This window comes from Dyella subtropica (assembly GCF_026283965.1).
GTDB classification, from domain to species: Bacteria; Pseudomonadota; Gammaproteobacteria; order Xanthomonadales; family Rhodanobacteraceae; genus Dyella_D; species Dyella_D subtropica.
Genome location: NZ_JAPDPD010000001.1, coordinates 411,248 through 431,788, shown reverse-complemented (window position 1 = coordinate 431,788; position 20,541 = coordinate 411,248). Strand labels below are relative to the sequence as shown.

Genomic DNA, 20,541 nt, shown 5'->3' with positions numbered 1-20,541 from the left:
CATGCGGGCCTTTGTGTATTCACTCCACCTCGTCCGAACCCTCATTGACACCTTCGAACAAGAAGGTCGATAGATAGCGCTCGCCGGTGTCAGGCAGCATCGCCAGCAACACGGAGCCTTCCGTCGCATCCTTCGCCACCTGCAACGCGGCCGCCAGCGTCGCACCAGCCGAGATGCCTACGAAGATGCCCTCCTGCTGCGCCAATGCGCGCGAAGTGTCGCGGGCCAGTACATCGTCGATCGGCAGGATCTCGTGCGCCACGGTGCGGTTGAGCACGGCGGGCACGAAGTCCGGCGTCCAGCCCTGGATCTTGTGCGGCTGCCACGCCTTGCCGGAAAGCAGCGCGGCGCCGGCCGGCTCGCTGGCGATCACCTTCACCTCGGGACGCGCCACCTTCAGCACCTCACCCACGCCGGTGAGCGTGCCACCCGTGCCCCAGCCGGTGACAAAGTAATCGAGCCGTCGGCCGGCGAAATCGCGAAGGATCTCGGGCGCTGTGGTGTTGCGGTGGTATTCCGGGTTGGCAGGATTCTCGAACTGGCGCGCGAGGAACCAGCCATGCTTCTCGGCCAGTTCCGCAGCCTTTTTCACCATGCCGCTGCCACGCTCGGCCGCTGGCGTCAGCAGCACTTTGCCGCCATAGGCGCGGATCAACTTGCGGCGTTCGATCGAGAAGGTTTCCGTCATCACAGCCACGAACGGATAGCCGCGCGCCGCGCACACCGCCGCCAGCGCCACACCGGTGTTGCCGGACGTCGCCTCGATCACCGTCTGGCCGGGCTTCAGGGTGCCACGGCGTTCGGCATCGAGAATGATCGCGATGGCGAGTCGATCCTTCACCGAACCGGCCGGATTGAAGGCCTCCACTTTGACGTAAAGCTCGACATGCTTCGGCGCCAACCGGTGCAGCTTCACGATCGGTGTATTGCCGATGGTGTCGAGAATGCTGTTGTAGATCATGGGTCACTCCATGGAACCAGAAGGGAAACGGCGTCGGCGATGGTGCACCCACGCAGGTGAAAATTTATGTCAAGCGCGATGGACAGCTGCGGCCAGGAGGGGCCAGCGCCTCGGTTCCACCCCACTGGCGCGAGTCTCGCATTCTCTTGACCGGATCTCGCCGAGCGGCGGCTCGCCAAACCAGGCCAATGATGACGCGAGCGCCGCCACCTCGCCCAGGATCAGCAGGGCCGGCGAGCGCACTTCGTGAGTCAAGGCCAATGCCGCCACCGCATCCAGCGTGCCGGTCACCACCCTCTGCCCGGTGCGGGACCCATTTTCGACCAACGCGAAAGGCGTACTCTCTGCGCGGCCATGAGCCAACAGACGCTCCTGCAATGTTCCCAGTTCGCTCACGCCCATGTAAACCGCCAGCGTCTGCCGCTCCTGCGCCAGCGCCGCCCAGTCCAAGGTGTCGTGCGAGCCTTGGCAATGCGCGGTAACGAAGCGCACCGATTGCGCATGCTCGCGATGGGTCAGCGGAATGCCGGCATAAGCGGCGCACGCCAGCGCCGCTGTGATGCCGGGAACCACTTCGTAGGGAATGCCATGTGCGCGCAAGTATTCCAGCTCCTCGCCGCCGCGACCGAATACGAAAGGATCGCCGCCCTTGAGACGCACGACTCGCCGCCCTGCGCGCGCATGTTCAAGCAACAGGGCGTGGATCTGCCCCTGCGTCGCATGGTGATGACCCGCCTGCTTGCCTACTTCGATGCGCTCGGCATCGCGACGAGCCAGGGCAAGTACTTCGCCGCTGACCAAGCGGTCGTGCAGGATCACGTCGGCTTCGTTCAAGGCACGCAGGCCACGCAATGTGAGCAATCCCGGATCACCCGGACCGGCGCCTACCAGCACGACCGAACCGATGGAACGAGTGGCTGCTGCGGCCAGCGACTGTTCCGCTTCGGCCTCCGCCAGGGCTGGCTGGCCTCGCCGCAAAAAACTCAACACCGGGCCGGTGAGCAAATGCTCGTAGTAGCGGCGCCGGGCACTCAGCTCCGGCAAGCGCTCTCGAATATGTGAGCGCAGGCGAGATGCCAAGGCGGCCAGCGGCCCCAACGCAGGATCAAGCAAGGTTTCCAGCTGCTCCCGCAACAGGCGCGCAAGCACCGGCGCTTCCCCGCCACTGGAGATCGCAACCGTCACCGGCGCCCGATCGACCACCGCCGGCACATGGAAACTGGATAGATCGGCATCATCGACGACGTTGACGAACAGCCGCCGCTGCCCGGCCAGCATCGCTATATGCCGATTGAGCACGGGATCGCCGGTAGCGGCGATCACCAACCACGCTTTGTCGAGCCAGCTGTCCTCGAAGCCTCCCGTTCGCACGGCGATCCGTCCTGCATCGGCCCAGATCTGCAGGGTCGGCGTCAACGTGATCGCACCGACAGTCACCGATGCGCCGGCATCCAGCAGTGCCGCGGCCTTCCGCTCACCGACCGTGCCACCGCCCACCACCAGCACCGACCGGCCAGCAAGATCGGCGAACAAGGGATACAACTTCATGGACGGGCAGACTCCGATGGACCTATGCCTTCAACGGCGGGCCATCCACGCTAGGCAGGCGTCTTTCTTCGCACAAATGATTTATGGCTCTCGTCTTATGCCTGCGGGTTATGTGCCTCATCTCAAAACGAGAGAAATTCGCCACCCATCGTTGACGACATCATTAAATGGATGTATAGACGTCTAAATCATGAGCGACCCAACCTTCAACACACGCGCCGTCGCGGCCCTCCACCCAAGGCAGGCCCAAGATCTTGCGACGTCTATCTCGTCTCATGCGCGCATCGACATGCGATGTACCCCTGTAGCGGACCCGAGCCCTCAAGCCATCTCTGCCCGCCCAAGGATCTCTTCGCATGACCCTGACTCAATTGCGCTATCTCGTCGCCATCGCCGACGCTGGCCTCAACATCACGCTGGCCGCGGAACGCGTGCATGCCACCCAACCCGGACTCAGCAAGCTGCTCAAGCAGCTTGAGGACGAACTCGGTTTCCAGCTATTCCATCGCAAAGGCCGCAGCCTGGATTCGATCACCCACGCTGGCAGCCATGTGCTGGAACGCGCCCGCACCATCCTGGCCGAGGCCACCAATATCCGCTCCATCGCCGCCAACCTGCGCAACGAATCGCGCGGCACGCTGCACATCGCCACTACCCACACCCAAGCCCGCTTCGCCCTACCCAACGCCGTCGCTGCGCTGAGTCGCCAGTACCCGCAAGTCAGCGTGCATCTGCAACCCTCCGCTGATGCAGATGTGATGGGCCTGCTGGAAGGTGGACACGTCGATCTCGCCATCGTCAGCACCGCCGACGGCACACCGCCCGCCAGCGGCATCGCCCTGCCCGCCTATCGCTGGAACCGCGTCGTGCTCGCACCGCAAGACCACCCGCTGGCGACCCTGCGCCGCCCACCCACCCTCGATGAGCTGGCCGACGTACCCCTGATCAGCTACGACTCCTCGCTCAAGGCGACATCCTCCTTAAGCCGCGCCTTCCATGCCGCCAACCTGCATCCCCAGATCGCCATGACGGCGAGCGATGCCGACCTGATCAAAACCTACGTGCGCGCCGGCCTGGGCATCGGGATACTCGCCGAGATGGCACTACTCCCCGGCGACACCGCCGACCTTCGCACCCTACCCGCCGATCACTTATTCGCACCCTGCACGACATGGATCGTGCTACGTCGCGAAAGCGTGCTACGTGAATACGCCCTGGAATTCATCGGCTTGTTTGCGCCGCATCTGGAACGACGCGCCATCAGTCGCTTGCTGGCGAGTTCCGGCACCTCGGCCACGCATTGGCCGGCGATTCCGCATTGGCGGGAGCGCGTAGCGTTGGTGACTGCGGACATGGATTGAGGCTTATGCGAGCTGCTCGTTGAGGTGCATCAAGCCCACAAAGTAGCAACGCACTCTCGAGCACCCACCCCTCACCCCAACCCTCTCCCCGGAGGGGAGCGGGAGGTGCGCAGTACAGGCGATGCGAAGCGAGCCTGTAACGGGTCCCCTGTGGAGCGGTGAGGGTTGGACGATCAGGCCCCAAAAGGGGCGCAGGCATGGATGCCTGCGCCTTTTCGACACGACAGGGACGTCGTGTCGAAAAGCCCGGCCAGCCCTCACGGACCCGCAGGCGAAGCCGGAGGGCGCGGAACTGGGGTGGTCTTTCTCTTGGTTACTTCTCTTGACTCCGGGCATCCATGCCCTCCGCCCTTCGGGCCAGCTGCGCTGTTCGCCTTCGCTCCTGCTCAGGCGTGACCAAACAAAGAGAAGTGACCCGGCCTCCGGCAGGAGGACGGAAGCCCGCCGCAGGCGCGCCAGGGCACGCAGCCGCGACAACCGAGAGATAACGCCACTGGATTCCGGCCTACGCCGGAATGACGAAGTAAAAACGTTGTCGCGAGCACCCACCCCTCACCTCAATCCTCTCCCCAGAGGAGAGAGGAGGCGAAAGCAAAGAGCAACGCTCATGCGAGCACTAGCGTTACCTCACACCGTGAGCAAACCCCGGTCGCGCAGCAAACCAAGAATGTGCTGCGCCAACACCCCCGGCGCAGCCCCATTCCCATCCACCCGCAACTCCGGCTGCTCCGGCACCTCATACGGATCGCTGATCCCAGTGAAGTGCGCGATCTTCCCCGCGCGCGCCTGCGCATACAGCCCCTTGCGATCGCGTGCCTCGCACACCTCCAGCGCCGTCGCCACATGGATCTCGATGAAGTCGCCATGCGCCTCCACCAGGTTGCGCGCCTCGGCGCGCGCATCCGCATACGGCGCAATCGGTGCGCACACGGCGATGCCGCCATGACGCACGATCTCGCTGGCGACATAGCCGATGCGAGTCACGTTGGCGGCACGATCCTCACGCGAGAAACCCAGGCCGCGCGACAGGTGCCTGCGCACCTCGTCGCCGTCGAGCACGGTCACCGCGCGGCTGGTGTGTTCCAACAACTGGGATACCAACGCCTGCGCGATGGTCGACTTGCCCGCGCCCGACAAACCGGTAAAGAACAAGGCAAAACCCTTGGGCGCCTGCGCTGGATGACGCTCGCGCAAAATCCGCACCACCTCGGGGAAGCTAAACCAGGAAGGTATCTCGCTGCCCTCGTGCAGATGCCTGCGCAGCTGAGTACCGGAGATGTCTCGCACGTCATCGTCGGCCGCTACTTCCGTCGACGGCACATAGGTATCGCGGTTGGCTGCGTAGACCATCGCTGGGAATGGCACTACCTGGATGCCCAGCTCGTCCTGGTAGCGCTCCAGCAGCTGTTGCGCTTCGAACGGGCCATAGAACGGCTTGCCGTTGGAATCGTTGCCTGGGCCAGCATGGTCGCGACCCACGATGAAATGACTGGCACCGTAGTTCTTGCGGATGATCGCGTGCCACACCGCCTCGCGCGGGCCGCCCATGCGCATGGCCAACGGCAGCAGCGACAGCTTCGCGCTATCGGCCGGGTACTGCGGCAGCAGCGCGCGATAGCAACGCACGCGGGTGTAGTGATCCACATCGCCGGGCTTGGTACGCCCCACCGACGGTTGAATCAACAATTTCGCCCCAACCTTTTGCGCGGCGCGCAAGGTCAGCTCGCGATGGGCCCGATGCATGGGATTGCGCGTCTGGAAGGCGACGATGCGGCTCCAGCCGTTGTCCTCGAACCATTGGCGCAAGTAGCGCGGCGTATCGCGCAGTTCGGCAAAGTCGTAATGCACGGGCGGCTGGATGCCACGCAGGCGGCCACCGAGATAAACCGGTTGGGTACGTTCCAGCAATTCGGCTACGCCGGGATGCGCGCGATCGAGCGTACCGAAGACCTGCCGTGCCTCATGCTCGAGATCGGGGCGATAGATGTCCTGCACTTCCAGAACGGCGAGCGGCACGCCTTGTGTATCGCGCAGGGCAATCTCGCGACCTGCCGTCAATTGCGCGGCGAAGTCTTCGCTTACATCGAGGGCGATGGGAATCGGCCACAAGGTACCGTCCACCAAGCGTAGCTCTTCAACCACGCCCTGGTAATCGCGCTCGGTGAGAAAGCCCTCCAGTGGTGAGAACGCACCATTGAGCAGCAACTCCAGGTCGCATAGCTGCCGAGTGTTGAGATCGAGCGCCAGCAGACTGGCACTGTGTTGCTTCAAGACCTCGGCTTCCGCGGGTGAAAGATAAAGCTCTTTGAGCGTGCCGCCGTGCGGCGGGATCAGCAGCTCGTCGTCAAGCGCTTGGTGGATTGGGGCAAGTGCACTCTGGCTCATGATGATGATGTCTTTTGTCGGGGTAGTGGCGATGGAGATGGCTCACACGAGGCTGTGCAATCCGCACTCGCGCTTGAGGCCGAAGAAACGGGTGTCCTCGGCATCCATGCCCGGTTCCCAGCGACGCGTGGTATGGGTGTCGCCGATGGAGACGTAGCCCTGCTCCCACAGCGGGTGGTACGGCAAGTCGTGGCGTTGCAGGTACTGACCGATATCGCGGTCGCTCCAATCGGCGATGGGATGGAACTTCCAGCGCTCGTTGCGACGCTCGACAAAGGCGATGCTTTCCCGACTGCGCGACTGGCCGCGACGCAGGCCGGCGAACCAGCTGCCAGCACCCAACTCGGTCAACGCGCGCTGCATCGGTTCGACCTTGCGCAGCTGGTTGTAACGGTCGATGCCCTCGACGCCCTGATCCCAAAGCTGCCCGTAGCGCGATTCCATCCATGCAGGGCTCAAGAGCGAGCGATACACCTTGAGGTTGAGCGACAGGCACTCAGCCAGTTCGTCGATGAATTGGTAGGTCTCGGGAAACAGGTAGCCGGTATCCACGAGTACCACCGGCAGATTGGAACGTTGCTGCGTCACCAGATGCAGCGACACCGCGGCCTGCGCACCGAAACTGGACGACAATACGTGCGTGCCAGGCGCATGCTCCAGCGCCCAGGCCACACGCTGCTCGGCGCTTTGCGTGGCGAGCCAGGCATTCAGCTCGGCCAGTGCTTTTGGCTCGTGCTGCGCTTCCTGCAAGATCGCACCATTCATACCGTCACCTCGACCGGGATGCGGCGCGACGGCGCCGGAGCGACCGCTCCCGAGCGCAGCAGGAAATCGCCGAAATGCTCGCCGTGCCCTCGCTCAAGCGCATAGCGCGCGAACAGCGGATCGAGCGCCTCGAGGATGGCCGTCTCGTCCACGTTCTCTCGATAGACTTGATTGAGTCGCTGCCCGCTGAAGTCGGCAGCCAGGCGCAGGTCGTAACGTCCCGGCCCGCGCCCGACCAGGGCGATCTCGCCGAGATAGGGGCGCGAGCAGCCATTTGGGCAACCGGAGATGCGCAGCAAAATAGGCGCATCGGACAAGCCATGCTCAGCCAGCAGAGCTTCCACCTTGTCCAGCAGAATCGGGAGGTAGCGCTCGGCTTCGGCCATGGCCAGACCGCAGGTCGGCAAGGCGACGCAAGCTACGGCGTGACGACGGATGCCACTGCGCTGCCGGTACCCATCCAGGCCGTGCGAATGCACGACGGCGTCGATCTGCGCGCGATCCTCCTCACGCACGTTCGCCACGATCACGTTCTGGTTGCAGGTCAGGCGGAAGTCGCCTTGATGCACCTTGGCCAGTTCGCGCAGGCCGCTCAGCCAGCGGCGCTCGCCCACGTCGGCGAGGCGCCCCGATTCGATCTGCAAGGTCAGATGCCAGCGGCCGTTATGGCCTTCGGTCCAGCCGTAGCGATCGCCATTGTGTTCGAAGCGATACGCGCGCTCGGGCTCCAGCGCAAAACCGAGCCGCGTTTCCAGTTCGGTCTTGAAAGCGTCAAGGCCGCGATGATCCAGCGTGTACTTCAAGCGCGCATGTTTGCGCTCGCTGCGATTGCCCCAGTCGCGCTGCAGGGCGACGATGGCTTCCGCTGTAGCGAACAAGCGTTCGGGCGGCACGAAACCGATCACGCTAGCCAGTCGTGGATATGTGGTCGGGTCGCCATGGGTGGCGCCCATGCCGCCCCCTATCGCGACATTGAAGCCGCGCAGCTCGCCCTGCTCGATGATGGCGATCAGGCCTAGGTCCTGTGCGAATACGTCGACGTCGTTGAGCGGCGGGATGGCCAGGCCGATCTTGAATTTGCGCGGCAGATACGTGGTGCCGTACAGCGGCTCAAGCTCCGGCTCGCCTACCAGCGCTTCGCCATCCAGCCAGATCTCGTGGTAAGCGCGCGTCTTCGGCGCCAGGCCGTCCGACAGTGCCGCCGCCCACTCGTAAGCCAAGGCATGGGCGCGGGTCGCTACCGGGTTCGGCGTGCTCACCACATTGCGCACTACGTCACCGCAAGCGGCGATAGTGCTGGCCAGGGCGTCGTGGATCGCAGCGATGGTCGGCTTGAGCTTGCGCTTGATGATGCCGTGCCACTGGAACGTCTGCCGCGTGGTGATGCGCAGCGTGCCGTTGGCGTACTCGCGTGCCAGGCGATCGAACTCCAGCCATTGCACTGGCGTCACCACACCGCCTGCCAGGCGGGCACGCAGCATGAAGGAATACGCTGGCTCCAGTTTCTGCCGGCGACGCTCGTCGCGCAGATCGCGGTCGTCCTGCTGGTAGCTGCCGTGGAACTTCAGCAGCTTGCCGTCGTCGTCGCTGATCGCGCCGGTGATGGGGTCGCGCAGACCCTCGGCAATGCTGCCGCGCAGGTAGCGGCTATCGGCCTTGATACGTTCTAAGTCGGAAAGCGCGGGGTTGGAAGGCGCGGAGTTGGAAGGCAATGTCGTCATGTCAGTACACGTCGCGGGCATAGCGGCCCTGTTGCAGGAGTTCGGCGAGCCAGTCCTTGGCATCTTCCGTCGACTGGCCGCCATGCTCGGCGACGATGTCAATCAGGGCCGCGTGCACATCCTTGGCCATGTGGGTGGCGTCGCCGCAAACGTAGAGATGCGCGCCATCCTTCAACCATGCGTAAAGCTCGGAGCCATGCTCGCGCAGGCGATGCTGCACGTAGATCTTCTCGGCGGCATCGCGCGAGAAGGCCAGATCCAGCCTATGTAGCGCGCCCTGCTTCAGGGCCTCCTGCCATTCCAGCTGATAGAGAAAGTCCTGCTCGAAATGCCGGTTGCCGAAGAACAACCAGTTACGCCCGCTTGCGCCGGTTTCACGACGTTCCTGCACGAAGGCGCGGAACGGAGCGACACCGGTGCCGGGGCCGATCATGATGATGTCGCGGGAAGGATCGGCTGGCAGACGGAAGCGCTCGTTCGGCTCGATGAAGACCGGGACGCGGGCGTCCTCATCGCTGGCCGCGAGAAAGGACGTTGCGGCACCCCAATGCGGCTCGCCATGCGCGTGGTAGCTCACGGTGGCTATCGTGAGGTGCACTTCATCGCCCACGGCCCTGGTGCTGGAGGCGATGGAGTAAAGGCGTGGCGTGAGTGGACGAAGGGCCACTACCAGTGCTTGTGCTTGCCAAACGCCGCGATGAAGGCGCAGCAGATCGATCGGTTGGTATTCGGCCAGCAGGCGCGCGAAGTCGGCGGACTGCTCCGGCTGCAGTGCACGCACCAGTTCATCACTTCCGCTGGCTGCGGCATGGGCCGTCACGAAGGAGCGGGTCAACCGGGTGAGTTCGCGCTCGTTCGACAACCAGCGCGCCAACGGCAGGCTGCGGCCTTCGTGGCTTACTTCCTGCGCGCCGTCCAACTGCAGCACGTCCAGCCATTGCTGCACCAGGGCCGGGGGATTTTGCGGCCACACGCCGAGCGCATCGCCGGGCTCGTAGGAGAGCCCGGCGTCTTCCAGCGACAGCTCCAGATGACGAACCTCTCGCTCGCTATCGCGAGAGACGATGCGCTGGTTCGCCAGCACGGTGGCGGCGAACGGTTGCTCACGAGAATACGTCGTGCGGCTTGGTACCGCCTGCAAGGTAGGCACGCGCGTCACCGAAGCCGGCGTCTTCACCACCACCTCGCGCGCCCGCTCCAACACAGCGCTTGCCCACGGCGCGGCGACGGCCTCGACATCCACATCGGCTTCGCCCAGCGAGGCGAGACGCGTGCCGCCCAGCTCGGCGAACCTTGCGTCGAGCTGGCGGCCGATGGCGCAGAACTGCGGATAACTTGAATCGCCCAGGCCGAGCACGGCGAACTGCAGGGAAGGCAGACGTGGCGCGCGGCGCCCCGTGATGAACTCGACCAGGCCACGGGCATCGTCCGGCGGCTCGCCTTCGCCCTGGGTGCTGATGACCACCACCAGGTAGCGCTCCTGCGCCAGCTCGCGCTGAGGGTAGGCATCAGCCCGCACCAGACGCACCGGGAGATGGGCCAACTCGATGCGCTGGCTCAGCTGTTCGGCGATGCGCCGGGCGTTGCCGGTCTGGCTGCCGTAGAGCACGGTAACTCGCTCGCCGGCCTGGACCCGTGCGACTGGCGCAACCGTTTGCACGCCTGCCGCCAGGACCGAGCTGCGCGCGGCGATCCAATACAACTCATGAGGCGCCAACCCTTCGAGCAGTCGTTCCAACTGCACTGCCTTGTCGACCGGCAGGGGCGACGCGATCGGACCGGGAGAAACCACAGCGTTCAATGTGCATCCTTTGGACGTCTATACACCTTTACGCCCAAAATTAGATGCGACCACTCCTTTTATGAAAGGAAGTATCGACATATGCACATATCGATCCATTATCTCTTCATCAAAGCCTCCCTCTCGGGGATTGCCCCCCAAGCCGGCGTCAGACCCGCCCTGGCGCGGGACCGACGTCCCTGCGCTTACAATGCGCGGATGACCAAGACCCCCACCCTCCCGATTGAAGTCCGCGGCTCCGCCAAGCACCCCCTGGGCATGAGCCCGGCGCAGTTCCTGCGCGATTACTGGCAGAAGCGCCCGCTATTGATCCGCAACGCGTTTCCGAACTTCACGCCCCCGATCGAACCCAACGACCTGGCCGGCCTGGCCTGCGAGGAATCGGCGCTGTCCCGCCTGATCGTTCATGACGAGAAGCGCGACCGTTGGAACGTAAAAGTCGGCCCGCTGAGCGAGGACGACTTCTCCAAGACCCCGGCCGCCAACTGGACCCTGCTGGTGCAGGACGTAGACAAATGGGACGCGGATGTCGCCGCCCTGCTGGAGTCGTTCCGCTTTCTGCCCAGCTGGCGTGTAGACGACATCATGATTTCCTACGCCGAACCCGGCGGTGGTGTCGGCGCCCACGTGGACCAGTACGACGTGTTCCTGCTGCAGGGCCTGGGCCAGCGTCACTGGGGGATCAGCGATGACCCAGCGGCCCCCAAGGATTTCCGCGACGACGTGGAACTGAAGCAGCTCAAGCACTTCGAACCCACGCACGAATGGCTGCTCGAACCGGGCGACATGCTTTACCTGCCCCCCGGCGTGCCGCATGACGGCGTCGCTTTTGGCGGCCCGTGCATGACCTTCTCGGTCGGCATGCGCGCCCCCTCGCGCGCGGAACTGACCGGCGACCTGGCCGACTACCTTGCCGAACGCCTGCCCGACGAGCTGCGCTACACCGATGCCGACCTCACGCCGGTCAAGGCCCCCGGCGAGATCGACCGCGCCACGCTGGTCCGCCTTAAGCAGGCATTGCCATTCGCCGCCGCGCTGGACGATACCCTGCTGACCGACTGGTTCGGCTGCTTCATCACCCGCTATCGCAACGCGCAAGTACCTGCCCATCCGGAGAAGCCGTTGACCGAAGCGGCCCTGCAGAAGTTGCTCGACGGCGGCGCCCAGATGCTGCGCCACCCCTGGGCTCGAACGGCTTGGGCCAAGGGTAAGGTCGGCGCCACACTGTTTGTCAGCGGACACGCCTACCCTGCCCCCGCCGCTCTGGCCGAGCAACTGTGCGACCAGCGTGTGCTGGCCTTCGACAAGAAGCCATCCGTAGCTGATCGCGCCGTATTGCTGGCCCTGATCAACGACGGCCACCTGCTGCCACAGAAGCCGCGCCGACGATGAACCTGCAGGACTTCCACCTGGAACACGCCGACTGGGCCCGCGAGCGGGATCGCGAAGCCCTGCGCGCGATCCGGCTGGAAGTCTTTGTGCACGAGCAGGGGGCACCTGAAGCGCTCGAGTGGGACGAACTGGACGAGCCCTCGACCCACGTGCTCGCCCGAGACCCCTCCGGCCAACCGATCGGCTGCGGCCGGCTGACCACCAAGCACAAGATCGGCCGCATGGCCGTGCGCCAACCGTGGCGCGGCACGGGCGTTGGTCTCGCACTGCTGCGCGAACTGGTCGGCCGCGCCCGTGGACTGGGCTGGACCGAGGTCTCGCTGGACGCCCAGGTCGCAGCCATCGGCTTCTATGAGCGCGAAGGTTTCGTAGCCGAAGGCGAGGTCTTCGACGATGCCGGCATCCCCCATCGGACGATGACTTTGTCACTAGCCGCCGCATCGCGCCCGGCCGCCGTCACTCCAGAAGCCTTGCCCGCGGGCAGTCGCAGCGAGCTCGCCACTACCCGCCTGCAGCTGCTGCGTGAAGCCCGCAACCGGCTGATGATCTACCAGCCGACGCTATCCACCGATATCTATAGCTGCGCCGCCGAACTGGATGAGTTGAGGCGCATCGCCACTTCCGGCCGCGGCGCGGACATCCGCATCCTGCTGCACGATGCGGCCGCCGCTTTGCGCGACAGCCACCGGCTGGTGGCGCTGGCTCAGCGCTTGCCCAGCGTGGTGCGGGTCCGCACACCGGTAGAGGAACTCGACCTCGCCCATAGCGCCGCCTACCTGCTCACCGATAGCGGCGGTTACCTATTTCAGCCGGAAGCCAGCCGGCCACAAGGGCGCGCGGCCGCCCACGATCATGCCGGGCAGGCTCCGTTGCGACAGCACTTCAATGAGTTGTGGGAACGCTCGGTCCGCGCAACGGCCTTGCAACCGCTTGATCTGTAGCGCCGAACTGAACGCCAGCCGGCTGCGCCATGCGGGCCACCCAGCGCCACTCATCCAGCACAAATCCAGCTAAACGCGCGACCTACAACGATGGTCGGCACCTCGCCCCTCGAAATATTGCGCGTCAACCCCACTTCAACCTCGTTTGCCGGGTTGCCGCGTCGCAGCACCCCAGGGCTATAATTAACGGGATTTTTCCCCGCTATCCGCTTGGGTCGACGCTGCCCTTAAGGTGGATGGCTGCAGGCCTACCTTCCTCACCGGTGGTGACGTGAGCACAAATCTGATTCGCGAGTTCTTTGATTCGTCCCAACTCGCCGGCGGTAACGCCGATTACGTCGAGCAGCTGTATGAATCCTGGTTGGCCGACACTGCGTCGGTACCCACCGAATGGAACCAATACTTCGAGACCTTCAAAGGCCGCGAGTCGGGGGACGTTCCCCACTCTGCGGCCATTGCGCGTATTGAGGCCGCTCAAAAGCAGCGCGGCCCTGTCGCCGCCGCCGCCCCCATGGACGATGCCCACGCGCGCAAACAGGCCGCCGTGCTGCGCATCCTCACGGCCTACCGTTCGCGCGGCCACCTGGCCGCCAACCTCGATCCGCTGGGCCTGAGCGAGAAGCTGCCGGCGCCGGATCTCGGCCTGGCCTTCCACGGCCTGAGCGACGCCGATCTCGATACCGAGTTCGATTGCGGCAACTATGCCGGTGGCGGCCAGCGCCTGAAGCTGCGCGAGCTGCTGACCCGACTCAAGAAGGTGTACACCCACACCCTTGGCGTCGAGTTCATGCACATCAGCAACCATGAACAGCGCAACTGGCTCTACTCCCACCTGGAGCAGGCCAACGGCCATGCCGGGCTGGACAAGGCCGGTAAACAGCGCGTGCTGGCCGGCTTGACCGCTGCCGAAGGCCTGGAGCGCTACCTGCACACCAAGTACGTCGGCCAGAAGCGTTTCTCGCTGGAAGGCGGCGACAGCTTGATCCCGATGGTCGACGACATGGTCCGCGACGCCGGCGACAACGGCATCAAGGAAGTGGTCATCGGTATGGCCCATCGTGGCCGCTTGAACATGCTGGTGAACATTCTCGGCAAGCCGCCGAAGACCCTGTTCAACGAGTTCGAAGGCAAGTTCGAGCATCCGGACGATCCGGCGCACTCCGGCGATGTGAAGTACCACATGGGCTTCTCCGCCGACGTCAAGACGCCCAAGGGCGGCGTGCACGTCGCGCTGGCGTTCAACCCGTCGCATCTGGAGATCGTCAACCCGGTCGTGGCCGGTTCGGTGCATGCGCGCCAGAGCCGTCGCCGCGATACCGAACATCGCCAGTCGATGGCCGTGCTGGTGCACGGCGACGCGGCGCTGGCCGGCCAGGGTGTGAACATGGAATTGTTCAACATGTCGCAGGCGCGCGGTTTCAAGATCGGCGGCAGCCTGCACATCGTGGTGAACAACCAGGTGGGTTTCACCACCTCCAATCCGCAAGATGCGCGCTCCACGCTGTATTGCACCGACCTGGCCAAGATGGTCAACGCGCCGGTGTTCCATGTGAACGGCGACGATCCGGAAGCCGTGATCCAGGCCACCCGCCTCGCATACGAGTTCCGCAAGCAGTTCCGCAAGGACGTGGTAATCGACCTGGTCTGCTATCGCCGCCACGGCCATAACGAGGCCGACGAGCCGGCTGCGACCCAGCCCGTGATGTACCAGATCATCCGTGCCCGCCCCACCACCCGCGACCTGTATGCGCAGCAGCTGGTGAAAGAAGGTGTGATCGCCGACGGCGACGGGCAGAAACTGTTCGACGACTACCGCACACGCCTGGAAGCCGGCGACTCGATGACCGAGCTGACTGGTGCGCTGGTCAAGGACATCGAGGTGGACTGGAACCAGTTCATCGGCGGCAAGCTGTCAACCCAGACCGACACGGGCGTGCCCAAGCAGAAGCTGATCGAGTTGGCCAACAAGATCCTCGATCTGCCCAAGGACATCACCTTGCAGTCGCGCGTCGCCAAGATCTACGACGACCGCCGCAAGATGGCCGCTGGCGAGCTGGCAGGCGACTGGGGCTTTGCCGAGAACCTGGCCTACGCCACGCTGATCGACCAGGACTACAACCTGCGCCTGGTCGGCCAGGACTGCGGCCGCGGTACGTTCTTCCATCGCCATGCCGTGCTGCATGACCAGAAGGACGGCCACACCTTCATGCCACTGACCAGCGTGCGCGCGAGCGCCGATGTCGAAGTGATCGACTCGCTGCTCAGCGAAGAAGCCGTGATGGCATTCGAGTACGGCCACGCCACCACGGATCCGTACACCCTGCACATCTGGGAAGGCCAGTTCGGCGACTTCGCCAACGGCGCGCAGGTGGTGATCGACCAGTTCATCAGCTCCGGCGAAGCGAAGTGGAACCGCCTGTGCGGTCTCGCACTGTTCCTGCCGCACGGCTACGAAGGCCAGGGCCCGGAGCACTCCTCCGCCCGCCTGGAGCGCTTCCTGCAGCTGTGCGCGCTGGACAATATGCAGGTCTGCGTGCCGACCACGCCGGCCCAGGCGTTCCACATGATCCGCCGCCAGATGGTGCGCCCGACACGCAAGCCGCTGATCGTGATGACGCCGAAGTCGCTGCTGCGCCACAAGCTGGCCATCTCCACGCTGGACGAACTTGCTACTGGCGGCTTCCAGCTGGTGATCCCGGAACATCGCGACCTGCCGGCCAAGAAGGTCAAGCGCGTCGTACTGTGCTCCGGCAAGGTCTACTACGACCTGCTGGAAGAAGCCGAGAAGCGCGGCCTGACCGACGTCGCGATCATGCGCGTCGAGCAGCTCTATCCATTCCCGCGCATCGAAGTCACGGCCGAACTGGAGAAGTTCGCTTCCGCCAAGGAAGTGATGTGGTGCCAGGAAGAGCCGATGAACCAGGGCGCCTGGTTCCAGATCCGTCATCACCTGCAAGCCTGCGTCGGCAGCAAGCAAAGCCTCTCCTACGCGGGACGCGCTCGCTCGCCGGCACCGGCTGCCGGACACCTCAATACCCACGTCGCCGAACAGGCGGCGCTCGTCGAACAGGCGCTGGTCGCGCCGATCGGCACCGACCACGCTGCGGAGTAAGCTCGCATGTCTATTGAAGTCAAAGTCCCCGTTCTGCCCGAGTCTGTCTCCGACGCCACCATTGCAACCTGGCACAAGAAGGCCGGCGACGCGGTCAAGCGCGACGAGAACCTGGTCGACCTCGAAACCGACAAGGTGGTGCTGGAAGTGCCGGCCCCGGTCGACGGCGTGATCAAGGAACTGAAGTTCCAGACCGGCGACACCGTGACCAGCCAGCAGGTGATCGCGGTGATCGAGGAAGGTGCCGTTGCCGCTGCGCCGGCTCCCGCCGCTGCCGCACCGGCTCCGGCGCCCGCCGCCGAAGCGCCGAAGGCTGCCGCCAAGGGCACTGAGGATCTGTCCCCGGCTGGCCTGCGCGTGGCTACCGAACAGCACATCGACCCGTCCAAGGTCGCCGGCACCGGCCGCGATGGCCGCGTGACCAAGGAAGACCTGGTCAACTATGGCAAGGGTGGTGCCGCTGCGCCGGCCGCTGCTGCCGCACCGGCCGTCAAGCCGACCCCGGGCGCCCGTCCGGAAGAGCGCGTGCCGATGACCCGCATCCGCGCACGCATCGCCGAGCGCCTGATGCAGTCGAAGAACTCCATCGCCATGCTCACCTCGTTCAACGAAGTGAACCTGGCCGAAGTGGTGAAGATGCGTAAGTCGCTGGGCGAGCAATTCGAGAAGTCGAACGGCGTGAAGCTCGGCTTCATGAGCTTCTTCGTCAAGGCCGCCGCCGAAGCGCTGAAGCGCTACCCGGTGGTCAACGCCTCGGTCGATGGCAACGACATCATCTATCACGGCTACCAGGACATCTCGATCGCCGTGTCCACCGACAAGGGCCTGGTCACGCCGGTGCTGCGCGACGTGCAGGACATGGGCTTCGCCGATGTCGAGAAGGGCATCCTCAACTACGCCAAGAAGGCGCGTGACGGCAAGCTGGGCCTGGATGACCTGCAGGGCGGCACCTTCACCATCACCAACGGCGGCACCTTCGGTTCGCTGCTGTCGACCCCGATCGTGAACCCGCCGCAGAGCGCGATCCTTGGCATGCACGCCATCAAGGAGCGCGCCATCGTCGAGAACGGCCAGGTGATCGCCGCCCCGATGATGTACATCGCCCTGAGCTACGACCATCGCATCATCGATGGCAAGGACGCGGTGCTGTTCCTGGTCGACATCAAGAACCAGCTCGAGAACCCGCAGCGGATGCTGCTTGGTCTCTGATCGCCGCCCCGGCGATCAGAAATAGGTAACGAAGCTCTAGCGGCGAGTTGTGATACACCGTTCACGCTCGCCGCACTTCTCCCCCGCTCCACCCTGACACGCCACCAGTGCGCGTCACGCAGCAAGGAAAAACCATGAGCGACAAATTCGACGTCATCGTCATCGGCGCCGGCCCGGCCGGCTATGTGGCCGCGATCCGCGCCGCACAGCTGGGCCTGAAGACCGCCTGCGTGGACGCCTTCACCGGCAAGGACGGCAAGCAGGCACTCGGCGGCACCTGCCTCAACGTGGGCTGCATCCCGTCCAAGGCGCTGCTGGATTCGTCCAAGCAGTTCCATAACCTGACGCACAACTTCGCGGTCCACGGCATCACCGCCGACAACCCGAAGATCGACGTGGCCACCTTCATCGGCCGCAAGGACAAGATCGTCAAGCAGTTCACCGGTGGTATCGGTCAGCTGTTCAAGGCGAACAAGGTCACGCCGTACTACGGCACCGGCAAGCTGCTCAAAGGCAATAGCGTCGAGATCACCGCCGCCGACGGCAGCAAGCAGACCATCAGCGCCACCAACGTCATTCTCGCCTCCGGCTCGGTGCCGATCGAGCTGCCGTTCGCCAAGTTCGACGGCAAGATGATTGTCGACAACGCTGGCGGCCTGGATTTCACCGAGGTACCCAAGCGCCTGGGCGTGATCGGCGCCGGTGTGATCGGCCTTGAGCTGGGCAGCGTGTGGAAGCGCCTGGGTTCGGACGTGACCATTCTCGAAGCGCTGCCGGACTTCCTCTCGGTGGCCGACGCCGACGTGGCCAAGATCGCCGCCAAGGAATTCGCCAAGCAGGGCCTGGCCATCAAGCTGAGTGCCAAGCTGACCAAGGCGGAGGTCAAGAACAACGAAGTGGCGCTGACCTACGAAGACAAGGACGGCGCACACGAACTCGTCGTCGACAAGCTGCTGGTCGCCGTGGGCCGTCGCGCCTACACCACCGGCCTGCTGGCTGACGATACCGGCGTGAAGCTGGACGAGCGTGGCCGTATCATGGTCGACGAGCACAACCACACCGGCGTCGATGGCGTGTGGGCGATCGGTGACGCCGTGCGCGGCCCGATGCTTGCGCACAAGGGCTCCGAGGAAGGCGTGGCCGTGGCCGAGTGGATCGCCGGCAAGGCGGGCCACATCAACCTCGACACGGTGCCGTGGGTGATCTACACCGAGCCGGAAATCGCCTGGGCCGGCAAGACCGAGAAGGAACTGAAGGACGCCGGCATTCCGTACAAGGTCGGCACCTTCCCGTTTGCCGCCATCGGCCGCGCCGTGGCCATGAACGAGGCCATTGGCCAGGTGAAGATCATCGCCCACGCCGAAACCGATCGCCTGCTCGGCGCGCACATGGTCGGCCCGGGCGTGTCCGAGCTGATCGCCGAAGCTGTGGTGACCATGGAGTTCAAGGGCTCCGCCGAAGACCTGGCGCGCATCGTCCACGCCCACCCAACCCTGTCGGAAGCTGTGCACGAAGCCGCCCTGTCGGTCGACAAGCGCGCTATTCACAAGGGTAACTGAGGGCAGGATGCCCTCATCCCGTGCAGGCCATGGATGGCCGGTGATACGGGATCCAAGGCCCGCTCGTGGCAACAGGGGCGGGCCGTCGCTTTTAAAGAACGCAACCACGGACGCCCCGATGCCTCAACCCACCGCCCTCTGCGTTTACTGCGGCTCCAGCTCCGGCAAGCATCCTGAGTACGCCGAACAAGCTCGCGCCTTTGGCACTGAGATGGCCCGTCGCGGTATCGCGCTGGTTTATGGCGGCGGCAACGTGGGTTTGATGGGTACGGTGGCGGACGCCGTACTCGCGGCTGGCGGCAAGGTGGTCGGCGTCATTCCACGCCAACTGGTCGAACGCGAGGTGGCGCATCCTGGCCTCACCGAGATGCACGTGGTGGAGACCATGCATCAGCGCAAGACGCGCATGTACGAGCTGTCCGATGCTTTCGTCGCACTGCCGGGCGGCTTTGGCACCATGGACGAGATGTTCGAGATGCTGACCTGGGCGCAGCTCGGCCTGCACCAGTATCCCTGCGCCTTCTTGGATGTGCGCGGCTATTACACGCCACTGCGCAGCCTGATGGATCACATGGTGGCCGAGCGTTTCGTGCGTCAGGAACAGCGCGATAGCGTATGGTTCGGTGACAGTATGGAGCAGTTGTTCGACTGGATGGATCGCTACCAGGGCAGCTATACGCCCAAATGGATCGACAGCAGCAGCGTCGAAGCCTGACCACGGGAACCCGCCATGACTGCTACGACGACTTTTCGCGCCTTCCGTATCCACAACAATGACACTGGTTATCGCGGCGCCATCGAGACCATGGACACCAGCGCTCTGAGTGCAGGCGAACTGCTGGTCAAAGCGGCCTACTCCTCGGTGAACTACAAGGATGCGCTGGCCGGCACCGGCAAAGGCAAGATCCTTCGCCAGTACCCGCTCAACGGTGGCATCGACGCGGCAGGCGTGGTCGTCGCATCCACCGATCCCCACTTCAAGGAAGGCGACGCCGTGCTGTGCACGGGCAGTGGCCTGTCCGAAACACGTGATGGCGGCTATGGCGAATACATCCGCCTGCCCTCGCCTTGGGCCATTCCTTTGCCCAAGGGTCTTAGCCTGCGCGAAAGCATGGTTATCGGCACCGCCGGCTTCACCGCCGCGCTGGCGCTGCTGCGCATGCAGGACAACCGGCAGACGCCGGCACTCGGCCCAATCGCCGTCAGCGGCGCCAGCGGTGGCGTGGGCATGCTGGCGATCGACATCTTCAGTCGCGCCGGCTATGAGGTGCACGCGATCAGCGGCAAGGCCGCGCACTTCGACTTCCTGCGCGACCTGGGCGCGGCCGAGTGCATCGACCGCCACCAGCTCGCCTTCAGCGGCAAGCCCATGGACTCGACCCGCTTCGGCGGCGCCCTGGACAATGTCGGCGGCCCCATGCTGGCCGGGCTACTGCCGCTGATCGCGCCCTATGGCAACGTGGCCATTTGCGGCAATGCCGGTGGTATCGGCTTCGACAGCACCGTGATGCCGTTCATCATCCGCGGCGCCAGTCTGCTGGGCATTGCCTCGGCCGGCACCGCCCGGGATATCCGCGATCGCGTGTGGGAACACCTGGCGAGCGACTGGAAGCCGCAGCACCTGGACCGCATCGCCACCCGCGAAATCACGCTGGACCAGTTGCCCGAGGTATTCGGGCGCATGCTGGCCGGCGATTCGTTCGGCCGCACGGTGGTGCGGTTGGACAAAACCTGAACCGACTTGGAAGCGCCGCATTCGCGGCATAGAATTCATTGAAACAACAAG

At 64.5% G+C, this 20,541-nt stretch carries 14 protein-coding genes; 8 read left to right on the top strand and 6 right to left on the bottom strand.

Going from position 1 to position 20,541, the window contains the following annotated elements; translation table 11 throughout:
* Window positions 1–19 precede the first annotated feature (19 nt).
* Window positions 20–961, bottom strand: a complete 942-nt coding sequence (gene cysK / locus OUZ45_RS01895) for a cysteine synthase A (RefSeq protein ID WP_266168190.1) — start codon at window positions 959–961, stop codon at window positions 20–22.
* 69 nt (window positions 962–1,030) lie between these two features.
* Window positions 1,031–2,509, bottom strand: a complete 1,479-nt coding sequence (cysG, locus tag OUZ45_RS01890; RefSeq protein ID WP_266168189.1) for a siroheme synthase CysG — start codon at window positions 2,507–2,509, stop codon at window positions 1,031–1,033.
* Between the two features lie 356 nt (window positions 2,510–2,865).
* Here cysG and OUZ45_RS01885 point away from each other — a divergent pair, with 356 nt between their 5' ends.
* Window positions 2,866–3,870, top strand: coding sequence for a LysR substrate-binding domain-containing protein (locus tag OUZ45_RS01885; RefSeq protein WP_266168188.1), 1,005 nt, complete (start codon window positions 2,866–2,868; stop codon window positions 3,868–3,870).
* 627 nt (window positions 3,871–4,497) lie between these two features.
* Here the strand turns inward: OUZ45_RS01885 and OUZ45_RS01880 are convergent.
* The 4 genes from OUZ45_RS01880 to OUZ45_RS01865 are packed head-to-tail and all read right to left on the bottom strand — an operon-like array spanning window position 4,498 to window position 10,542.
* Window positions 4,498–6,255, bottom strand: a complete 1,758-nt coding sequence (locus tag OUZ45_RS01880; protein WP_266168187.1) for a bifunctional sulfate adenylyltransferase/adenylylsulfate kinase — start codon at window positions 6,253–6,255, stop codon at window positions 4,498–4,500.
* Window positions 6,256–6,297: 42 nt separating this feature from the next.
* Window positions 6,298–7,020, bottom strand: a complete 723-nt coding sequence (locus tag OUZ45_RS01875) for a phosphoadenylyl-sulfate reductase (RefSeq protein WP_266168186.1) — start codon at window positions 7,018–7,020, stop codon at window positions 6,298–6,300.
* A complete protein-coding gene (gene cysI, locus OUZ45_RS01870; protein ID WP_266168185.1) occupies window positions 7,017–8,741 on the bottom strand; it encodes an assimilatory sulfite reductase (NADPH) hemoprotein subunit in 1,725 nt (574 codons plus the stop codon). Before cysI ends, OUZ45_RS01875 begins: the two co-directional genes overlap by 4 nt.
* Window position 8,742: 1 nt before the next feature.
* The gene (locus tag OUZ45_RS01865; RefSeq protein ID WP_425601656.1) at window positions 8,743–10,542 is read right to left on the bottom strand and encodes an assimilatory sulfite reductase (NADPH) flavoprotein subunit; all 1,800 of its coding nucleotides are present in this window, start codon (window positions 10,540–10,542) and stop codon (window positions 8,743–8,745) included.
* A 198-nt stretch (window positions 10,543–10,740) separates the two neighbouring features.
* On the opposite strand from OUZ45_RS01865, the gene OUZ45_RS01860 reads away from it, so the two are divergent.
* From OUZ45_RS01860 to OUZ45_RS01830, 7 genes are all read left to right on the top strand, one after another.
* Entirely contained in the window at window positions 10,741–11,934 is a 1,194-nt protein-coding gene (locus OUZ45_RS01860; RefSeq protein ID WP_266168184.1) for a ribosomal protein uL16 3-hydroxylase, read from the top strand.
* The gene (locus OUZ45_RS01855; protein WP_266168183.1) at window positions 11,931–12,875 is read left to right on the top strand and encodes a GNAT family N-acetyltransferase; all 945 of its coding nucleotides are present in this window, start codon (window positions 11,931–11,933) and stop codon (window positions 12,873–12,875) included. Before OUZ45_RS01860 ends, OUZ45_RS01855 begins: the two co-directional genes overlap by 4 nt.
* Before the next feature lie 271 nt (window positions 12,876–13,146).
* Entirely contained in the window at window positions 13,147–15,987 is a 2,841-nt protein-coding gene (locus OUZ45_RS01850; RefSeq protein ID WP_266168182.1) for a 2-oxoglutarate dehydrogenase E1 component, read from the top strand.
* Between the two features lie 6 nt (window positions 15,988–15,993).
* Entirely contained in the window at window positions 15,994–17,196 is a 1,203-nt protein-coding gene (gene odhB / locus OUZ45_RS01845; RefSeq protein WP_266168181.1) for a 2-oxoglutarate dehydrogenase complex dihydrolipoyllysine-residue succinyltransferase, read from the top strand.
* A gap of 134 nt (window positions 17,197–17,330) precedes the next feature.
* Complete coding sequence (gene lpdA / locus OUZ45_RS01840) at window positions 17,331–18,755, top strand: dihydrolipoyl dehydrogenase (RefSeq protein ID WP_266168180.1); 1,425 nt, start codon at window positions 17,331–17,333, stop codon at window positions 18,753–18,755.
* Between the two features lie 118 nt (window positions 18,756–18,873).
* Complete coding sequence (locus OUZ45_RS01835) at window positions 18,874–19,470, top strand: LOG family protein (protein WP_266168179.1); 597 nt, start codon at window positions 18,874–18,876, stop codon at window positions 19,468–19,470.
* Window positions 19,471–19,485: 15 nt separating this feature from the next.
* Complete coding sequence (locus OUZ45_RS01830) at window positions 19,486–20,490, top strand: YhdH/YhfP family quinone oxidoreductase (protein WP_266168178.1); 1,005 nt, start codon at window positions 19,486–19,488, stop codon at window positions 20,488–20,490.
* Window positions 20,491–20,541: the final 51 nt, after the last annotated feature.

Bases quoted from the DNA above. Each gene is read 5' to 3' on its own strand.
- OUZ45_RS01855 (WP_266168183.1), top strand. From the start codon at position 11,931: ATGAACCTGCAGGACTTCCACCTGGAACACGCCGACTGGGCCCGCGAG.
- lpdA (WP_266168180.1), top strand. From the start codon at position 17,331: ATGAGCGACAAATTCGACGTCATCGTCATCGGCGCCGGCCCGGCCGGC.
- OUZ45_RS01830 (WP_266168178.1), top strand. From the start codon at position 19,486: ATGACTGCTACGACGACTTTTCGCGCCTTCCGTATCCACAACAATGAC.
- OUZ45_RS01875 (WP_266168186.1), bottom strand. From the start codon at position 7,020: ATGAATGGTGCGATCTTGCAGGAAGCGCAGCACGAGCCAAAAGCACTG.
- cysK (WP_266168190.1), bottom strand. From the start codon at position 961: ATGATCTACAACAGCATTCTCGACACCATCGGCAATACACCGATCGTG.
- cysI (WP_266168185.1), bottom strand. From the start codon at position 8,741: ATGACGACATTGCCTTCCAACTCCGCGCCTTCCAACCCCGCGCTTTCC.
- cysG (WP_266168189.1), bottom strand. From the start codon at position 2,509: ATGAAGTTGTATCCCTTGTTCGCCGATCTTGCTGGCCGGTCGGTGCTG.
- OUZ45_RS01835 (WP_266168179.1), top strand. From the start codon at position 18,874: ATGCCTCAACCCACCGCCCTCTGCGTTTACTGCGGCTCCAGCTCCGGC.
- OUZ45_RS01880 (WP_266168187.1), bottom strand. From the start codon at position 6,255: ATGAGCCAGAGTGCACTTGCCCCAATCCACCAAGCGCTTGACGACGAG.
- OUZ45_RS01885 (WP_266168188.1), top strand. From the start codon at position 2,866: ATGACCCTGACTCAATTGCGCTATCTCGTCGCCATCGCCGACGCTGGC.
- OUZ45_RS01860 (WP_266168184.1), top strand. From the start codon at position 10,741: ATGACCAAGACCCCCACCCTCCCGATTGAAGTCCGCGGCTCCGCCAAG.
- odhB (WP_266168181.1), top strand. From the start codon at position 15,994: ATGTCTATTGAAGTCAAAGTCCCCGTTCTGCCCGAGTCTGTCTCCGAC.